General features: G+C 54.0%; 10 protein-coding genes. 4 read left to right on the top strand and 6 right to left on the bottom strand.

What is annotated here, in order from left to right; translation table 11 throughout:
* Positions 1–46: 46 nt before the first annotated feature.
* The 3 genes from ppdK to RDV48_22805 all read right to left on the bottom strand — a co-directional run bounded on the left by ppdK (position 47) and on the right by RDV48_22805 (position 5,708).
* Positions 47–2,878 carry a pyruvate, phosphate dikinase gene (gene ppdK, locus RDV48_22815; protein MDQ7825650.1) on the bottom strand — a complete coding sequence of 944 codons (2,832 nt, stop codon included), beginning with the start codon at positions 2,876–2,878 and terminating at the stop codon, positions 47–49.
* A 171-nt stretch (positions 2,879–3,049) separates the two neighbouring features.
* Positions 3,050–4,663, bottom strand: a complete 1,614-nt coding sequence (locus tag RDV48_22810; GenBank protein ID MDQ7825649.1) for a hypothetical protein — start codon at positions 4,661–4,663, stop codon at positions 3,050–3,052.
* A gap of 28 nt (positions 4,664–4,691) precedes the next feature.
* The gene (locus RDV48_22805; protein ID MDQ7825648.1) at positions 4,692–5,708 is read right to left on the bottom strand and encodes a hypothetical protein; all 1,017 of its coding nucleotides are present in this window, start codon (positions 5,706–5,708) and stop codon (positions 4,692–4,694) included.
* A 133-nt stretch (positions 5,709–5,841) separates the two neighbouring features.
* Between RDV48_22805 and RDV48_22800 the strand changes: the two genes are divergently transcribed.
* A complete protein-coding gene (locus RDV48_22800) occupies positions 5,842–7,164 on the top strand; it encodes a type II secretion system F family protein (GenBank protein MDQ7825647.1) in 1,323 nt (440 codons plus the stop codon).
* On the opposite strand, the gene RDV48_22795 is transcribed toward RDV48_22800, so the two are convergent.
* Together RDV48_22795 and RDV48_22790 are read right to left on the bottom strand one after the other, a co-directional pair.
* Positions 7,144–11,019, bottom strand: a complete 3,876-nt coding sequence (locus tag RDV48_22795; protein ID MDQ7825646.1) for a HEAT repeat domain-containing protein — start codon at positions 11,017–11,019, stop codon at positions 7,144–7,146. The two genes, RDV48_22800 and RDV48_22795, sit on opposite strands and share 21 nt — an antisense overlap.
* A 31-nt stretch (positions 11,020–11,050) precedes the next feature.
* A complete protein-coding gene (locus RDV48_22790) occupies positions 11,051–11,743 on the bottom strand; it encodes a hypothetical protein (GenBank protein MDQ7825645.1) in 693 nt (230 codons plus the stop codon).
* Positions 11,744–12,244: 501 nt separating this feature from the next.
* On the opposite strand from RDV48_22790, the gene RDV48_22785 reads away from it, so the two are divergent.
* Positions 12,245–13,027: a hypothetical protein gene (locus tag RDV48_22785; GenBank protein MDQ7825644.1), complete on the top strand. Its 783-nt coding sequence runs from the start codon at positions 12,245–12,247 to the stop codon at positions 13,025–13,027.
* A 31-nt stretch (positions 13,028–13,058) separates the two neighbouring features.
* Here RDV48_22785 and RDV48_22780 read toward each other — a convergent pair whose 3' ends face one another.
* A complete protein-coding gene (locus RDV48_22780; GenBank protein ID MDQ7825643.1) occupies positions 13,059–15,452 on the bottom strand; it encodes a PEP/pyruvate-binding domain-containing protein in 2,394 nt (797 codons plus the stop codon).
* 163 nt (positions 15,453–15,615) lie between these two features.
* Here RDV48_22780 and RDV48_22775 point away from each other — a divergent pair, with 163 nt between their 5' ends.
* Positions 15,616–17,367, top strand: a complete 1,752-nt coding sequence (locus tag RDV48_22775) for a carbamoyltransferase C-terminal domain-containing protein (protein ID MDQ7825642.1) — start codon at positions 15,616–15,618, stop codon at positions 17,365–17,367.
* A gap of 12 nt (positions 17,368–17,379) precedes the next feature.
* On the top strand, positions 17,380–18,375 hold the full coding sequence (locus RDV48_22770; protein ID MDQ7825641.1) for an archaeosine biosynthesis radical SAM protein RaSEA: 996 nt from the start codon (positions 17,380–17,382) through the stop codon (positions 18,373–18,375).
* Positions 18,376–18,384: the final 9 nt, after the last annotated feature.

Raw genomic sequence — 18,384 nt, 5'->3', positions numbered from 1 at the left:
ATCCGGCTCATTCAATCAGCTCATTTTCAGTGATTAAGAAGCTTTGTTACTTTTTCCCTTCCTTTAACTTTGCATGAGCAGCGGCAAGCCGCGCTATGGGCACACGGAAAGGCGAGCAGCTCACGTAGTTCAGGCCCAGGATGTGGCAGAACTCCACTGATGTGGGCTCACCGCCGTGCTCTCCGCAGATTCCCACCTCAAGATGGCTGTTTGTTGCTCTTCCCTGCTCGATTGCCATCCTCATGAGGGGCCCTACCCCTATCCTGTCAAGCTGCTGGAAGGGATCGACCTTCAGGATCTCCTTCTCCAGGTAAACGGGGATGAAGGTTCCTGATGCGTCGTCACGGCTGTAACCCAGGGTGGTCTGCGTGAGATCGTTGGTGCCGAAGGAGAAGAACTCCGCGTATTTCGCAAGCTCCCCGGCAACGACACAGGCCCTCGGAAGCTCGATCATGGTGCCTATCTTGTACTCAAGCTCCACGCCCTCCCTCTTGATGATCTCATGGGCAATGGCCTCGGCCATCTCCTTGGTGTACTTCATCTCCGACACATGGGCCACGCCCGGGATCATGACCTCGGGCTTCACATCGACGCCCCTCTTCTTGAGGGCACAGGCTGCTTCAAAGATAGCCCTTACCTGCATCTTGTATATCTCGGGGTACACAATGCCAAGACGGCACACGCGAAGGCCCAGCATGGGGTTCACTTCCTTGGTGGCGCGCACCTTCTCGAGCATCTTCTCCCTTTCCTTCAGAAGGGCCGGATCCTTACCGGTGATTCTGAGCTCCGTCGTCTCGACAAGGAGCTTCTCAAAATCGGGAAGGAACTCATGGAGGGGGGGATCAAGAAGCCTGATGATGACCCAGAGGCCTTCCATGGCCTCGAGGATCCCTTCAAAGTCCTTTCTTTGAATGGGAAGAAGGCTTTTGAGCGTTTCCTGGTAAGTATCCCAGCTCGCCTGCATATGCTTCTTCGCATCAGCGAGCAGCTGCTCCAGTTCGTTCCTCTTGTGCTCATCGGCTTCGGCAATCTGGTGCTCCAGGCGGTCAGCAATGCGCTTGCCGCCCTCGGCCTCGTTGGCAACCAGGATCATGCGCTGCACGATGGGGAGACGGTCGGACTCCATGAACATGTGCTCGGTCCTGCAGAGGCCGATTCCCTCGGCGCCAAGGCTTCTCGCCCTCTGGGCATCCTTGGGGTTATCAGCGTTGGCACGGACTCCCATGGTGCGGATCTCATCGGCCCAGGAAAGGATTTCTTTCGCCTGGGGGATGAGCTCTGTGGGGTGCACCCTCACCACTTCGCCATCGAGAACTTCGCCGGTGCCGCCGTCAAAGGAGATGATGTGGCCTTCATGGAACTTCCTGTCCTTCACGGAGAACTCTTTTTTCTCAAGGTCCACCCTGATGGCTTCACAGCCCACCACGCAGGGGATCCCCCACCCGCGGGCCACGAGGGCTGCATGGGAAGTGGGACCTCCCGTGCTGGTGAGGATACCCTCGGCGATAACCATGCCATGAGCATCGTCAGGTGAGGTTTCAGGGCGCACCAGCACTACCTTTTTGCCCTCCTTCTTGTGCTTTACCGCGTCATCGGCCTCGAAGACCACCATTCCGCACGCCGCTCCCGGTGAAGCCGCCGTTCCCTTGGCGAGAAGGCGCCCGTCGGCAATGGCCTTGTTCTTGTCCTCAGGCTTGAAATAAGGGTGAAGGAGCTGATCTATGTGATCGGCAGTAATGCGCTCAACGGCCTCCTGCTTGGTGATGAGCCCTTCTTTCACCATGTCAACGGCAATGGTGACGGCGGCAAGGGCAGTCCTCTTCGCGTTTCTGGTCTGGAGCATGAAAAGCTTGCCCTTTTCCATGGTGAACTCCAGGTCCTGCACATCCCTGAAATGGGTCTCCAGGTTGTGGGCGATATCCTTGAACTGCTTATAAATCTCGGGGCTCTTTTCTTCCAGAGCCTCTATGGAGAGGGGCGTCCTTATGCCTGCCACCACATCTTCGCCCTGGGCGTTGAAGAGCACATCGCCGCGTATCGTGTTCTCACCGGTGCTCGCGTCGCGGGTGAAGGCGACGCCGGTGCCTGAGTCATCGCCCATGTTCCCGAAGACCATGGACTGCACATTGACGGCCGTGCCGAGGGTGTGGGATATTTTCTCCTTGTCGCGGTAAACAATTGCCCTTGGCGTGTTCCATGAGCGGAACACCGCCTCGATGGAGAGCTCAAGCTGCTCCATGACTTTCTCGGGGAACTCACGCTTCGTCTCGTCACGGACCAGTTTCTTGTAAGACTCGACGAGTTCCTTGAGATCGGCCGCCGTGAGCTCCGAGTCTTCCTTGACACCCCGGGCTTTCTTCTTCTCCTGGAGAATGTTCTCGAACCTTCTCTTGGGGAGCTCGAGCACCACGTCAGAAAACATGTGGATGAACCTGCGGTAGGCATCATAGGCAAAGCGCTCGTTGGAAGTAAGCTCCGCCAAACCTTTCACCGTCTCGCTGTTGAGGCCCAGGTTCAGGATCGTGTCCATCATGCCCGGCATGGAGAATTTTGCCCCCGATCTTACCGATACGAGAAGGGGGTTCTTTGGATCGCCGAAGCCCTTGCCCATCTTTTTCTCAAGATCCTTCATCTTCTCCCTTACGTCATCCATGAGCCCCTCGGGGAGCTTTTTTCCTGACTCATAATACTTCACGCACATAGCGGTGGTGATGGTAAAACCCGGGGGGACGGGAAAGCCCATCTTGGTCATCTGGGCAAGGTTTGCACCTTTTCCGCCGAGAAGATCCTTCATCGAGGCGTCGCCTTCTTCAAAGGCATAGACTCTCTTTGAGGTGCCCTGTTTTTCTTCCTGTTTTTCCTGCAGACTGTGTACCATTTTTTCACCTTCCATCATAAATAATAATATCCCCACATCGCTTGCCGGACCGATTTTCGAGGAGTTCTCTCTTTCTGGCTTCTTAATATTCAATCAGGAGCGAAATTTTCCTGCTCCAGGCCTCTGCACAAGGTCTCAGGAAGACGGCAGTCCCTCACGGGAAGGCGGCACTCAGAGCCTGCCCAGTTCCTTCAGGCGTTTCTCATATTTCTCCTTGAGCTCAAGGTAGGAGCGCTCTGAAACCTGCCCCATGATAAAGCGCTCCTCAAGGGCCGACATGAGCCTTTCAAGGCGCTCCCCTTCGGGCTCGCCTTTCTCTTCCAGGGATTTCTTGCCCCTGGAAGCCGGCTCCGGCAGCTTCTCCTTCCGGCCATCTATGACAAGGGATTCCCGAGGCGCCTCCTTTCTTCTTTCAGAGGCCGGGGACTCCTGCGGCGCTTCCTTTCTTCTCTGGAAAGGAATCGGCTCAAGGGTATCTTTCCCTGAAGCCTCCCGGGGAGGCTTCAGGGAGGAACCTTCAATGTGCTTCAGCAGCTCCTCCCTCTTCTGTGCATATTCGTCTGCGTCAATATTCCCCAGCACGAACTGGAACTTGAGGGCCTCGAGCGCATTGTTCACTTCTGCCGCAGTGGTGACGGTTTTCGTCTGCTTCTCCTCTTTTATGCTCGCAAGCTGGGCGGAAAGCTGGCTCTTTCTGCCTTCGAGGTAATGGTCCCTCGACTGCGTCTTTTCCTGCTCCATCTGCTCATGCTTCAGCTTTTCCTGAGGTTCGTTCATCTTCTGCGAGGCAATGCCCTCCCAGCGGCGCGCCTCTGCGATAAAAAGGTCCACCTCGGTCTTCACCAGCTTGAGGTCGTCGCCCACAAGGTAAAGGAAATCTATATGGTCCCTGTCGTTAAAGAGTATGGCATAATGCACTTTCAGATGCTCAAGCGACCGGAGATCGGCATGGCACATGAGATTGTCTTCAAAAGACTTGACAAGCAGCGAGGGCACGGGATGGGTCTCGAAGGCGACAAACTTCTTCCCGCAGTGGAGCAGGGTATAATCGAGGGGAACGGCAAGAAGAAACCTGGACTTGTCCTGGGTCAGTATCTCTATCTTCTTCTCTTCCCCCTCGATCTTCTCCAGAAAAAGAGTCCCCTCGTCATTGACCCTGACGCTGGAGAGATGGGTGCCCTGCACTTCTGTCTCAAGGTATATCTCCTCGGTCTGCACATTGACCACCGCGATTTTGTAGCTGAAGGTGCCGCCTGCCTTCCTGGGCTCTGCAAAAACAAAAAAGGTGAAATATCCCGACACATCCCAGAGAAAGCTTTTCTCAAGGTCCCTGGAGATGAGGGTCGTATCAAAGCGCTTGTGCCTCCTGGTCTTGAGGTCAAGGAAGTTGATCCTGTGCTCCTCTGCTGCCCCCCTGCCCTGTGACGAGGAAAGTCCCAGGATCTGCTCCATGCCCGATTTCTTGGCCATGATGCTCTCGATAAAGAAGCCCTCTCCGTCTTCGTGCATCACTATTTTTCCGAGATATGCGCCATCCTTCTTGAGAGCCTCCTTTGAATAGCGCTGCACAAATTCAGGAGGAGCGCCTGAAGAGGGGACATGGATATAGAGGCCTTCCTCGGTGACCAGCGACACGTTTCCGTTGTTTCCCACGCCTATGACCCTGAAACGCTTATAAGGCATTTCCCTCTTCCATATAGGCTGAAAATCGCGGTGCAGCGCTACGGTATTCCCCCTCTGCCAGACAAAATACCGGGAGTTCCCGCTTCCGTAATAGGTTATCATGAATTGAGAGACCTCTCTTCCCTTCGGGCTATTTATGGTAAATGTCTTGCAGCTGATTCACCCGCCATGAGTAAAAAAACCTTTTCAGAAGGTATCTTTCCCTGTCCACTGTCGCAAAGACCATCTCATCGTTGGCTTTGAACATGGCAGGGTAAAGAAAGCCCAGCGCTTCGTACATCACCTGGTCCACTATATAAACAAGCTTGTCGTCAAAGCTTTTGAACATAAGCAGCCTCGAGGGTATGAGCTCCAGCACGATGAGATCCTTTCCAAAATAGAGAGGCCTTGACTCACCCATGGGAGAGGTCACAAAGCTCTTCTCGCCGCGCTTATCAATGACAATATATTCATTCCTTGTCCCATCAACAATATGAAGAAGGACCTCCCCTTCATTGTTTATCTTCAGTGACCTGGCCTGCACATTGGATAGATTGATCTGGAAAAGACTCTTGTCTTCTGCAACATTGAGAAGGTAGATCCGCGTGAGGAAAATCCGCGGGTCTTCCTCCTGTGGCGCGGTCCCGGCCACGGCAAGGAGCTTGCCGTCCTTGGTGATGTCCCACAGAAAGGAGCCGTAGGTGGAGCTTTCACGGTCAAAGCGCCAGAGCTCATGCCTTTCCTCTGATTCCAGGTCAAAGGAGATGATCCGGTGAATATTGATGATCCTCTCGGAGGATGCGGTTTTAGAAAAACTTATGAATTTTTTCTTTTCTCTGGACACTTCCTGTTCCACCGTCTCAAGAATGACTGTCTGGCCAAGGCTGTCAATAGTCACCTTCTGCATGGATGGCGCATTTTCTCTTCTCTCGAATATCCTTGCACTCTCCACGGGCAGAACGGTGTTGTCCTGCATGTATCGAATGAGGGCGTTCCTGCGTTTTACCAGGAGCATCCCGTTGTTCCCCAGGCCTGCCACTATGAAGTCAAGCTCCGTAAGGGCAGCCGACCAGAGAGGTCTCTCGCTCCAGAAGACCACCAGGGCATTGTCCTGCCTCAGCCCGGTATAGTCGCCATTCTGACTGATGTAAGATTCACGTTCCGGCACGATACATAGCCGCCTTTCAGGATAAACCATACCTTTATTCGCTAAGATTCTCTCTTTGCCTTCTTGCCATGGTGATATACTGACGAACATTGTAAATCACAATGATGTTGTCAGTTATGCTCTGGAGTGGAAAATGGAAGGAGATAGCCTCTGCCTGTCAAACATTCATTCAATGATGAACCGGCAGCGGACAAACCCCTCCCAGGAAAAAGCATCACGACCGGGACCCCACGGTGAAGGACCGGCCTTAAAAAGCAGATATCTCTATGTGATAAAGGACGAGCATAACACCCTGATAAAGGGCGAGCTCAACGCCACTTCTCTCAGGGAAGCGATAAGACTCCTTGAGAAAAGAGCCTTTACCATCATATCGATTGAAAAGGTTGTCAGGAAGATCCCTCTTACCCTGAAAAACTGGAACCTGGACAACGTATTCTTTTTTTTCAGGCGCCTCCTCGTGATGCACAGAAGCGGCGTTCACATCAAGAAGGCCTTCGATATACTCAACAAGCAGTCAGAAGATCCTATCACCAGGGAAATATTCCACACCATAGAAAAAGCCCTTGAAGAGGGGAAGACTTTTGCCCAGGCCCTGGGAATGTACCCGGAGATTTTTTCCAAGTTCCACCGTGCCATTATCAGGGCGTCAGAAGAAGGAGGCTTCCTCGATAACGGGATAGAGTACCTCACCGATGTCATGGAAAGGGAGATAGATCTCAAGAAAAAGATCAGTGCGGCTCTCACTTACCCAGTGATGATCTTTTTCATAGGCCTCATCGGCTCCCTGGCGGTCTGCTACTGGATTTTCCCCTATATTCAGATACTTGTGAATGACATGGGCGTGAAGCTCCCCCTTTACTCCCAGATGATGATCAATGTCGGTGATGCCCTCAGGCGCTATTATATTCTTTTTCCCCTCGTGCTCATTGCAGTCTTCGTGGTAAAGAGATTTTTCGTCTTCATAGAGAATACGCTCCATGGAAAAATCTGGTGGGAGCGCCTCCTTCTGTCCCTCCCCTTCATCAAGGACCTGAAAATCAAGGCATCCCTTACCCATGCCCTCATCGTGCTGGCCTCCCTCACCAACTCGGGTGTCACCCTTCTGCAGGCCCTTGAACTATCCGCCGAGACAAGCGACAGTTTTTTTATCGGCGGCGCCTTCCACGAACTAGGAGAGAGCATCAAGCTTGGAGAGACCCTCAACGAGAGCATGGCAAGGTTTCCAGATATCTTTCCGAGAATCCTTGTGGCGATGGTAAAGGTAGGCGAGGAATCGGGGGAGCTTGCCGAGGTGCTCCTCAAGACTGCCGAGCTCTATGAGATTGAGCTCACTTCAACAATGGAAAGCTTTACAAAGCTCATAGAGCCTCTTGCCATATCAGCCCTCGGGTTGATAGTGGGATTTATTCTGCTCTCCTTTTTCATTCCCATCTACTCATCTCTCAGCAGACTGTGAGCTCCTGAGGAGCGACGTGGTGCCGAGCAGTATCCTTATCCTTACCCGCTTCACTGGATCGAGGTCTTCGCGCTTCTCTATATCGCTGAGATACTCTTTGAAAGCTTCCATCTTGGGATTCTGGGCAAGCATCCTGACCTTGTGCGGGATCTCTTCTTCTCCTTCGACGAAGTTCTTCATGATAAGCTTGTACGCCTGTTCGGCCCCTATGGCGGCGCAGGAGGCAACGGCCATCGCCCTTACCTCATCGTTATGGTGAGAGAGGAGTCGCTCGAGAACCTCGAGAGCATAATATCCCCCAATCTCTCCGAGAACCTCCGTCGCACTGAGATACTCTCTCATCCTTACCGTGATGGGCACCCCCACGAACTGCTCCCTCAAGGCCCCTGTTCCATACCAGTCCAGCACAGATTTATCTCTCCGCCTGAGGTCTTCAAAATCTTCCCATGGGAGGGTAAGAGCCGGAAGAATGCCTGTTGAGACGGCCCGCCTCTCTTCGGGAGAAAATGCCTTCAGAGAAAGCTCTCCCTTGTCAAAGGCCACTATCTCCCGGGGGTCCAGATCCCCCTCCTCATCGAGGTACGCCACTATATCTTCAACTCTTTCAGGATCCTTCAATTTCACGATGGCAAGGAGCGCCCATATGCGGTCAAAGCCCCCCGATGAGGCAATGAGGTCCATGAAGCGCGGTATGGACCTCTTGGACATCATTCCCGCCAGGACCCTGCAGCTTTCAGCTCTCACCACCATTGAGGAATCTGACATAAGCTGATAGAGCGTCTCCCCTACCACGGATTCCTCGTAAATACCAAGAATTCCGGGCAGTGCCTCACGGACGTGCCTGTCAGGATCATGGACCAGGGAGAAAATCGGCTGAAGAATATCGCGGTTTCTCATTCTGCCCAGGGCTCTCGCCGCTTCAAGCCTCACGACAGGGTGGGGGTCCTTGAGAGCCGGTATGAGAGCCTCCTGCCCCTTGGGAGTGGCAATGTTCCCAAGGCCGCGGACTGCCCACCTCCTCACCTGCCAATGCTCCTCCCTGAGGCACTTGAGGAAAGGCTTCTCAGCCGCAAGCACCCCCAGCAGGGCAAGCCTTCTGAGGGCCTCCTCCCTGATGGCCCTGTCCTCGGAGAGCACAAAATTGAGGAGGGAATCTTCAATGCGATCACCAAAGCGGTCAAGGGCAAAATCCACGGCCTTCTGAATCTCATGATCATTGATGCCGAATTTTATCCGGAAAAGAAGAGGCACGATCTCCTCCTCACCTATATCTCCCAGGGCATGAATCACTGCTGCCGCTACTTTCCGGTCTCTGTCATTCATCATTTCCCTGAGGATATTGAAAGCCCTGTTTTCCTTCATTCTTCCCAGAAGCCGCGCTGACGCCGCAAGGCGAAGCCTCCTCACCGCTTCCTCATCGGCTCCGTCAACACGGGGAGGGCGCATGAGGTGCGAATCACCCTCAAAATCATTAAAAATCTTGGCGGCAAGATCAAGCTCATCATCCCTCTCGCCGGCAGCATCGTCAGGAAAGACTTTTTCCCTCAGGATTTCAATAAGGGCTCCCGATGAGCGGGGATCGCCGAGGAGGGCCAGACCGAAGGCCGCGACCCTCTGGACGGAAAAGGCTTCGTCGGAGAGCGCTCTTGCAAAAATTTCCCTGGCCTGGGTTGCACCGAGGAGCGCAAGCGCCATAATGGCGAACCTGCGGACCGTCACGCTGTCTTTCCGTGACAGCTGTGAGAGGGAATCAAGTATCCTGATGTCGGGATAGGAAAAGAGAGCGTTCTTCACATAGGCGATTCCGACGGGAAGGGCGGGATCATCGCTGGGAAGACGCTCTATAAGCTTCACAAGGGGGACAATCACAGAAGAGGGCTTCAAGTCCGTATCCGGCAGCGCCTCTATGGCTTTCTTCCTGATGGCGGGCTCTTCGTGATCCAGGGCTCTCAGAATAATACGGGAGGCGACGGGAAGCTTGATTTTTCCCATGGAGCCTATTATCTCGGCACAGAGCGCCTTGTCCTCTCCTTTTTTCAGTATCTCGGAGAAGAGGGTGATGCTGCCCTCGGGCTCAAGAACGCTGAGTGTCTCAACGGCTTCCTTCCTCAGCACAAAGGGCTGCTTGCTGTCATTGAGAAAAGCCGTGACTATGCCCACCGGGCGCTTTCCCAGCTCCAGGAGAGCCTTTTTGTTCACGCGAAAAAGGGAGCCGATGGCACAGAAGACCACCCTGGGATCCCTGTCATCGATAAGCTCTTTCAGCCTTTCGACAATAACGTCTTCCCCACCGTATTCTCCCAGCATCTTGATCGCCTTGAGACGGAGCACCAGGTCATTTCCCCCGGTAATGGCAAGAAAAAAGGAAAGGGATTCCTCCCGCCGTTGCTCAAAGAGGGCTTCAAGCACTACCTTTTTCACTTCAGGATTCTTGTCGTGGTGGATGACTCTCTCCAGGGAGGGGCCGAACTTTTCATAGGGGAAGCCCATCAGGGACCGGGCTGCCTGCACCCTCACCTCGTCATAGGGGTCATCAAGCAGTATCACGAGCGATTCAGCTGATTTCAAATCGCTGATCTTGCTGATAATGTATGCCGCTCCGTATCTCACGCGCGGATCGCTGTGCTTGATGAGGGGGATAAGCCATTCCCAGTGGCCTGTGTCTTCCAGCCTGCAGAAGAAGTCCCCGATGCTTTTGAGAACATTCCTGTCTCCCCTCGCGAAAAGCGAAGGGAGGGTGTCATGGATTAACTGGAAACTCCGGAGAGGCCATACCTCTATGAGGTCGGTGAGCGCTTGCCCGGGCGTATTCTTATCCTCAAGAATCATCTTGATGAGCGGCAGTGCTGCATCTTCTTCCATCCTTGCCAGCAGCATTGCTGAATTAATCCGGAGTTTCATGTCCCTTGAGGGGAGATTTTTCATGAGGAGGGCCGTCACCTCCGGGGATTGATGGGCAAGCAGATAGCCGGCCACACCCTCCCGCACCTGAGGATCCCCGTCATTAATCAAGCTTATATGGGCGGTCATCACATCGTCGCGATCAATCCTGGCAAGCACTTCAAGAGCCTTCTTTTTCACTGCCAGGGACTTGCTGCCAAGACCTTTAATGAGACCTTCTACGACAGAATCAGCCTTTTCGAGAAGGCTGAGGCCGATGAGGGCCTGCACGGCTATCTTCTCATCGGGCTCATCAATGAGGGCAATAAGAAGCTTTATCGCCGATTCGTCTTTCTCTCTCCTCGCAATGGTAAAGTAGCTGAAGGCTCTCTGGTCATCCTTTTCGCTCATTATCCCGAAGACGGTTCTCTTTGTTTCCCTCTCCGTCTCTTCAAGGTGCTTTTCAATGATGGCATCTGTGGACTGCGACTTTTTTTTCTTCTCCACCCTGGTTTCCAGGACTTCCTTGCGTGCCTCGTCATCACCCAGGTTGGAGAGCGTCACGGCGAGAATGTTGCGGGCATCGCCCTGGGTGATATGAAATGCCTCCTTTATCGGGCCGACGATATCTTCGGCACCCATGGCAACAAGTGACTGAGCCGCTTTCACCCTTATCCATGGGTCATCCGCCTCGAGAAGCGAAAGAAGGGGGGCACGGGCGTCAGCAACCTTGAGGGTTCCCAGCACCTCGCAGGCAAGTTCCTTGACAGGCATGCTCTCGTCACTGAGGGCAGCCTTGATGAGCGGCTCAGGATCAGGAACTTCACCCAGTGCCAGCAATGATTGGAGTGCCTTCAGGCGGAGCTCATAATTCGCATCTGCAAGGGCCTCAATACAGCCTGCAGCGGTATTGAAATCATAGCCCCCTCCTGTAAAGCCTTCAATAAGCGATTTGAACCAGCCTTTCTTTTTCAAAGAGATCCACTTCCCTCACGGAGCAAGAAACTCACCTCTTCCCCTCTGCTTCCGGACCCTTGAAAAAGGGCACGCTTTTTTTCGAGGAATACTCTGAGAGCTTGCGCTGAAAGTCTCTGCCGTCGTATTGATCTTCCCATAACAGGGGCTTGAAGATCACCTTCCCGCACCCTTCGACCTTCATGGCCGCGATGCAGTAACTGTCGCTTTTCATTATCTTGAGAAAGGGCGTGACTCCCTCTCCGTCCCTGACGGCACTGAACCTGTTCTTCTCCACTTCAAGCACGAAGGTCACCACCTTCCTTATCCCCATGGTGACGGTGCCGGTGGCCTGGGCCTCGCATCCGACGGCGATCCCGGAAAAATTCTTTTCCGAACCATATTCCGCTTCCATTTTCTTGTAGGGGAAGTCCTTCGCCTCGAAGGGATCGGCCTTCATCCCGAAATAGGAGGCAAGCCGGGAGTCATAGAACCAGAGTGTCCCCCCAAGAGAGACCCAGTTCATAAGGATTTTCGCCTTCTTTTCGTCAAAGAGCTCCGGTTTCACCTGGACCACGACGCAGCTTTTCTCCCCGGCGGCCTTGAGCATTTTTTCAAACTGGCCCACATTGGCTGAAGTGAGGATGAGGGGTGAAAAGGAGGCACACCAGCAGGGAGAGGCGCACACCATGAGAACCATGAGAAAGACAACGGCAGCCACAGTCGAAGGGATACCTCTTGCCATGGTGCATCTCCATTCCTTCAGCGGCAGGCGGTACAAGGCTTTCACCCTCCTCTTGATTCCTCATCATGTTTCCATCTTGGCACAAAAGATACCTTTTCAATTTACAAATATTTTACAGGATATATTCAATTTCACGGATTTTTCATTAATTTTTCAGCAATAATTCATCGCCGCAGGTGATAGAGAAGATGAAAGAAACACTGAAGGAAGGACGGTGAACATAGATACCAGGAACTCAGGTAAGGAGGTGAAAATCACCATCACCGTGCGGGGAAGCCCGCACAAAAAAAAGAATATCATCCCTTGGCAAATTCCCCAATGAATAATCGAAAAACCGGCTTCAGGGCCGGTTTTTCGATTGATACGGGGACACTTGTTACCTTTGTTAACAAATCTCCTATAAAAGTTAACATAGATTTTACATTTCACCCCCTTTACCATACTAGAAAATGAAGTGATACATGCATTAAGCGAGATCTGTCAACAAGGAGGAGTAAAAAAATGATTGCGAAGCCTTATTATCCCCAGCTTCCCCCGGGTGCCTACTATCCCCCCATGCCAGGATTCCCCGGCGGGGGAGGTTATTATCCCGGCATGCCTCAGTATCCGCCCCAGTACTGGAACCCCTGGCAGAGCTTTACCACGTGGAACCAGAATATGCCCGACGCTAACGTGGGCCAGCACAATCATCTCTGGTTCAAACAGGACACCAAGGGCTACGGCCTCGATCTCAACGGAGACGGCAGGTATCAGAAAGGTCAGGATGGCGTCATCGCTTTTGATTCAAACCACGACGGGAAATTCTCCACCAAGGAGATTGAAAAGAGCAACCAGATGATGAAAGCCTTCGGCGGCGACTACGACCTGAACGGCGACGGAAAGGTGAGCTTTTTCGAGAGAATCAAGGCCAAGGGCTATGAGAAAAAGATGAAAAAATTTGACAAGAACGGCGACGGAAAACTCAGCGCCGAAGAGCTTGACAAGGCCGGGGCCCGCGTGGGAGTTGACTCGAACCAGGACGGAAAGTTTGATAAGAACGAGACCCACAGCGTTTATAACTTCCCCTCAGGCTGGTTCGGCAGGGGAAGCATTGACTATGTCGATCCCAGGAACAATTACACCCAGATGCAACAGCAGAGGCCCTGGTACCCGCCTTACTACGGCTGCAACACGAACTACGGTGGCGGTTACGGCGGCGGCTACGGCGGCGGTTACGGCGGCGGTTACGGCGGCGGCTACGGCGGATATGGAGGCTACGGCGCCTATGCTTACGCTCAGGCATAACTCATAAGGAAAAGAGCAGCAAAGAAGAGGCTTACGCCTCTTCTTTTTTTTCCCCGCAGGACCCATGGAGCATTACTGTGCCTTCATCACCGTCAATAGTAAGAATATCGCCGGTCTTTACATGAGAGACAAGGAAAGTCATACCGCTCACGGCGGGGATTTTGAATTCACGGGCCAGGATGGCGCCATGGGAAAGAGGCCCTCCCGTTCCGGTGATAAAGCCCGACGCAAGGGGGAAAAGCGCGGCCCAGAGGGGATCGCTTCTTGGCACCACGAGAATCTCCCCTCCCTGGAAAGTTTCCATGGAAAAGGAGTCATCCATAACTCTGCAGGGCGCCGTTACACGCCCCCGGGAAAGCGAGATTCCTTTAAGAGATTCACCGGAAAAAAGCGGCGCCCCTTGCGAGCGGTGGATTCTGGGCACGAGCCCTTCAAACTCGTCGGGAAGCCCCATGGTCTGGAGCCGCTTTCTCTCCTCCATTACATGCCGATAATGGGCCTGCCATAAGGCGGCATGGGAGTGTGCTCCCTTTACACTCCCAAATTCATCGAGAGTGAGAAAGAATATGCCTTCCTCCAGGTCTTCAGGAAAACCCTGCCTGATGAGCATGCGGGCCCCCTGCCGCATGAGGGTCCTCAGGAGTGCCGCGGCAACCATGGTGTACCGCCTCTGCTCTTCTCTCTCCCTGGAGAGAAAGAGGAGCCATTCAAGAAGGTCCTCCCCGCAGCTCTGCCCTGCCGCCAAGCGAAGAAGAGCCCTGAGCTCCGAGAGGCTCTGCCGTGCTTTCTCACGGCACGCCTCTCTTCTCTTCGCGGCTTTTCGCCGCCCCTCCAATGCACTGCTCCTCATGAGAGCCAGGAAAAGCCCGTCATTTTCCCCGAGCCTGCCGTGCTGAAGCTCAAGAGGCCTGTCAGACCAGTAGCGATAGGTATGCCTGAAACGGTGCACCCCGGGATGGGAGAGAAGAGCTGCCTGCTCATTCACGGCGCAGGGCTGTGAAAATCCGGAAGCAAGCTCACCGGCAAGGAGGGCAAGATCATCGAAAAGCGCTTCTTCAAAAGAACTTCCGGGGCCCGGGGCGAGGGCCTCCTCAAGCGTGTCAAGCGATGAAGCTCCTCCCCCGGGAAGGAGCCGGGCAAGAGATTCGCGTAAATACCCGTAAAGGTGCGTGATAAAGAGGGCAGGGTCATTGCGGCATATGAGCTCACGGGCTTCACGGAGAAGCTCCCAGGGATCACCCCCCCCTTCTTCGCCCCGCAGGGCCAGGCTCTCCATCTTTGCCCTGTAATCCCAGAGCCTGCCCTGCAGAGTTCTCAGCATCGAAAAGGCTGCCGCCATATGACGGGCCCGCCCCTGCTCTGAAGCTGCCTGCTCCATGACGGCACTCTCAATGCACGTGCTCAGGTAAAGCTTGCCGCCGAACTCTCTCACCAGGGGGAGGGCGGGAAGCCTTATTCCAAGCTCCCGGTATAGCGCTCCCATCCTCCCTCCGATATATTCCCTGTAAAAATCAGAAGCAAAAGGGGTAAGGAACTCGGGCACCACGTCCACCAGGGGATCATGGACCCAGCGGCACCCCGGGGATGAGGAAAGGGGACGGGACTGGAAGATCCAGAGGGTGCCGTCATAGCCCCATTCTATATCCTGGGGCCAGCCGAAAAGCCTCTCAAGAGATCTCCCCGTCCCGGCAAGCGATTCAACAAGCTCACCGGGGAGCTCAAGCTTCCCTCTTCTTTCAACCGGGCAAGTCCCCGGGGGCGCCTGCGCTCTCAAAAGATATTCCGTGGGGGTTACGCTTCCCTCGGCTATGAGCCTTCCGTGACCCTCATGGGCATTGATCACCATTTCATGGTCACCGCTCAATGGATTTACCGTGAAGAGCACCCCGGAAAGAGCGGGGCTGATTTCTTTCTGCACCACTATCGCCATTGAAGCGCTCATGGGAGGGATATGGTGGACCTCCCGGTACACAAAAGCTTCATGGGACCAGAGCGATGCCCACACATGCCGTATGGCATCCTCCAGTTCCCCGGGAGAAGAGACGGGGCTTACCGTAGTGAAAACCCCTGCGAAGGAGGCAAGGGTCCCGTCTTCATCGGATCCCGAAGAGCGCACGATGAAAGGACCTTCAAGAAGGGAGAAAAGCTCGGTGATATCAGCGGCGATACCAGGAGGCACAGGGCTCCCCCTGATGGAGTCACGAAGAGCGCCAAGGCGGCGCCGCTGCTCCCCGGTAGGAAGAAGATAAAGCTCATGCGCTGCCACCAGGGGATCCATGAATTCCTTCCCTGCCGTGGAGGGAAGGCAGTATCCCCGGGGCACGGGAAACCCCTTCCTGTAGAGAAGGGCCAGCGTGTACCCTTTATTCCCAAGGGTGCTCCCATGGGACTGCCGCACCTGCTCGAAGGGAAGAAAGTGTTTCATAAGGAGATCATCCCATGGGAGAGAAACCATGTCAATGGGTCGCCGTGACTTTTTCACCTCCCGGCGGGGCACTCCCGCAAAAAGGGGAAAAATAACCGGTGGGGAATACTATGGAAAGAATCATAGGGGCCACACTAAAAATACCGCGAAGGGAGTTTCACCTGTGACACAGGAAGAGAAAAAAACCTATATTTTCGGCATCAATTCAGCCTATCACGAATCATCGGCATGCCTTCTTGAGAACGGCAGGATCATTGCCTGTGCAGAGGAGGAAAGGTTCAACAGGAAAAAGCATGGGAAAAAAGCTCTCACCAGCAATCCCGACGAGCTGCCCGTGAAGGCCATGGAGTTCTGTCTCCGCTATGGGAGGATTACATGGAACGATATTGACCATATAGGGTTCTCTCTCGATCCTGAGGAGCGGTTCCGCAGGAATACCGCCCATGTGCATCCCTACAGGATTGCCACGATGGACTTCGGGAGCAGGGAGGGAGAGGAGCTTTACTTCCACAAGCTTAAGCAGGTGCCCGGCAAGCTCTCGGCGATTGCAGGAAGGGATATCAGGAGTATTTTCCGCTTCATTCCCCACCATATCTGCCATGCAGGGAGCGCCTTTTATATGTCTCCCTTTGACAAGGCCAACATTCTTGCCGTGGACGGAATAGGGGAATTCGCCTCCACATGGCTCGGCTTCGGGAAAGGGAACCAGCTCGAAAGGATAAAGGAGGTTGACTACCCGTCTTCGCTGGGGTTCCTCTGGGAAAAATTCTCCAAGTATTTCGGCTTCTCCGAATACGATGCCTGCAAGGTGATGGGCCTCGCCACGTCGGCTGAAATGTACCTCCCGAAATATATCGTCGAGACCTTCGAGGAGATCGTGAAGATCCTGCCCGACGGGGGCTTTGAAATCGACGATACCATCATGAAGTTCAGGAACGAGGATTATTCCGAGCTTGCGAAGAGGTTCTTCAAGGAGCGCCGTGACAAGGCCATAGATCCCACGGCGACCATACAGGAGATGATGATAGCAAGAGCCCTCCAGAAAAGGACCGAGGAAGTGATTCTTCACATGGTGGACTATCTCGTCTCAAAGACCAAATGCCTCAACCTCTGCATGGCAGGGGGCGTCGCCCTCAATTCAGTGGCCAATGCGAAAATCCAGAAAAAATACCCGAAAATGAACATCTTTATCCAGCCCGCCGCCCATGATGCCGGCACGGCCGTGGGCGCCGCCTATTACCTCTGGAACATGGTCCTTGGCAACCCCAAGGTGGACGAGCAGATCCTTGTCGCGCCCTACTATGGCCCCCAGTTCACCAGGGAGCAGATATTGGCCGTCATCGAGGATTACCGGCTCAAGCACAGGGAATATGAGAACTTCGACGAGCTCACTGAAAAAACGGCCACCCTTTTGAAAGACGGGAAAATCATCGGCTGGTTCCAGGGAAGGCTCGAGATAGGCCCCAGGGCCCTGGGGAACAGGAGCCTCATTGCCAACCCCACCGACGGGAGGATCAAGGAGAAAATCAATGCCATGGGCATCAAGAACAGGGAGGAATTCAGGCCTTTCGCCCCGAGCATCTTGGAAGAGCACGCAGGTGAGTGGGTTGACTGCCTCTACCCCTCGCCATACATGCTCATGATTTTTGACGTGCGGCCCGAGAAGCTGGGTTTGATTGATGCCGTGACCCATACCGACCGGACAAGCCGTATCCAGTCGGTGAGCGAGCGGCAGAATCCCCGTTACTACAAGCTTATCAAGAAATTTTATGAGATCACGGGTCTCCCACTTATCCTGAATACCTCTTTCAACTCCCAGGAGCCCATAGTGGCAACTCCGGAAGATGCCGTGCGCACGTTCCTCAACACCCGGTTCGATGTACTTGTGATGGGAAACTTCATCTGCGAACGCTAGGAGCGCACCGGAATGGATCTCAAGACGCCGGCATTTGTTCATATAGCGCCCACAAGAATAGAGGGGAAAAAGGGAAAGCGCCTCATGGTGATCCTGAGAACCAGGGGCTGCAGCCATGCCCTCGGAAGCAGCGGCGGATGCGCTTTCTGCGGTTTCAAGGAGCTCTCGACGAAAGGGATGCCTGTTCCCGGGCTTGATATCATCACCCAGTTTGAAAAGGCCCTCTTCCTTCATTATACGCTCAATGAGGATATCGCCGAGATCGACATCTACAACTCAGGCTCCTTTCTCAACAGGATCGAGATACCTCCCCCTGTGGGAGAGCATATCTTTTCCAAGATATCGGAGCATCCCCACATAAGAAAGATATTGATAGAATCAAGGCCTGAATACATCGTCTCTGAAAAGAGCCAGCTTGGGAAGCTCAAGGGCCTCCTTGGCGACAAGATGCTTGAGGTGGGCATCGGCCTGGAGACAAAGCGGGATGACCTGAGGCTGGAAGTCCTCAAGAAGGGCTTCACGCTGGAACAGTTCAACGAGGCGGCGGCAGTACTCGCGCCCCTGGGGATCCATCTTCTTGCCTATGTGCTCCTCAAGCCGCCGGGACTCAGCGAGGGGGAGGCAGTCCGTGATGCCATTGATTCCATCTATTACCTCAATGATCTCGGGAAGTCCCTCGGGATTCAGGTAAAGGTGGCCCTCCAGCCCACCTTTGTGCCCCAGAATACCCCCCTGGAAGAGCTCTATTTCAAGGGCCTCTTCACCCCGCCGAAGCTGTGGAGCGTCATCGAAGTGCTGAGAGCCACTTTCTCCCTCCCCGTGGAGATAGAGGTGGGCCTCAGTGATGAAGGGCTTGCCGCGGGCAGGACTGCGGAAAACTGCGAGCTCTGCAACGAACAAGCCAGGGAGCTTGTCAGGGAGTTCAATGCCACCCAGGACAGGAAGGTCCTTTCTGTTTTCAGCTGCCCCTGCAAAATAAAATGGAAGGAACTGATGAGAGCAGGATAGAGAGCAGGG

The sequence above is a fragment of the Candidatus Eremiobacterota bacterium genome, from assembly GCA_031082125.1.
Classification (GTDB): domain Bacteria; phylum Vulcanimicrobiota; class CADAWZ01; order CADAWZ01; family Ess09-12; genus Ess09-12.
The sequence above is the reverse complement of the archived record's forward strand: the minus strand, read 5'-3'. Positions and strand labels throughout refer to the sequence as shown.

Excerpts from the sequence above, each read along its gene's own strand:
- ppdK (MDQ7825650.1), bottom strand. The coding sequence starts at position 2,878 with ATGGTACACAGTCTGCAGGAAAAACAGGAAGAAAAACAGGGCACCTCA.
- RDV48_22810 (MDQ7825649.1), bottom strand. The coding sequence starts at position 4,663 with ATGATAACCTATTACGGAAGCGGGAACTCCCGGTATTTTGTCTGGCAG.
- RDV48_22800 (MDQ7825647.1), top strand. The coding sequence starts at position 5,842 with ATGGAAGGAGATAGCCTCTGCCTGTCAAACATTCATTCAATGATGAAC.
- RDV48_22790 (MDQ7825645.1), bottom strand. The coding sequence starts at position 11,743 with ATGGCAAGAGGTATCCCTTCGACTGTGGCTGCCGTTGTCTTTCTCATG.
- RDV48_22785 (MDQ7825644.1), top strand. The coding sequence starts at position 12,245 with ATGATTGCGAAGCCTTATTATCCCCAGCTTCCCCCGGGTGCCTACTAT.
- RDV48_22780 (MDQ7825643.1), bottom strand. The coding sequence starts at position 15,452 with ATGAAACACTTTCTTCCCTTCGAGCAGGTGCGGCAGTCCCATGGGAGC.
- RDV48_22770 (MDQ7825641.1), top strand. The coding sequence starts at position 17,380 with ATGGATCTCAAGACGCCGGCATTTGTTCATATAGCGCCCACAAGAATA.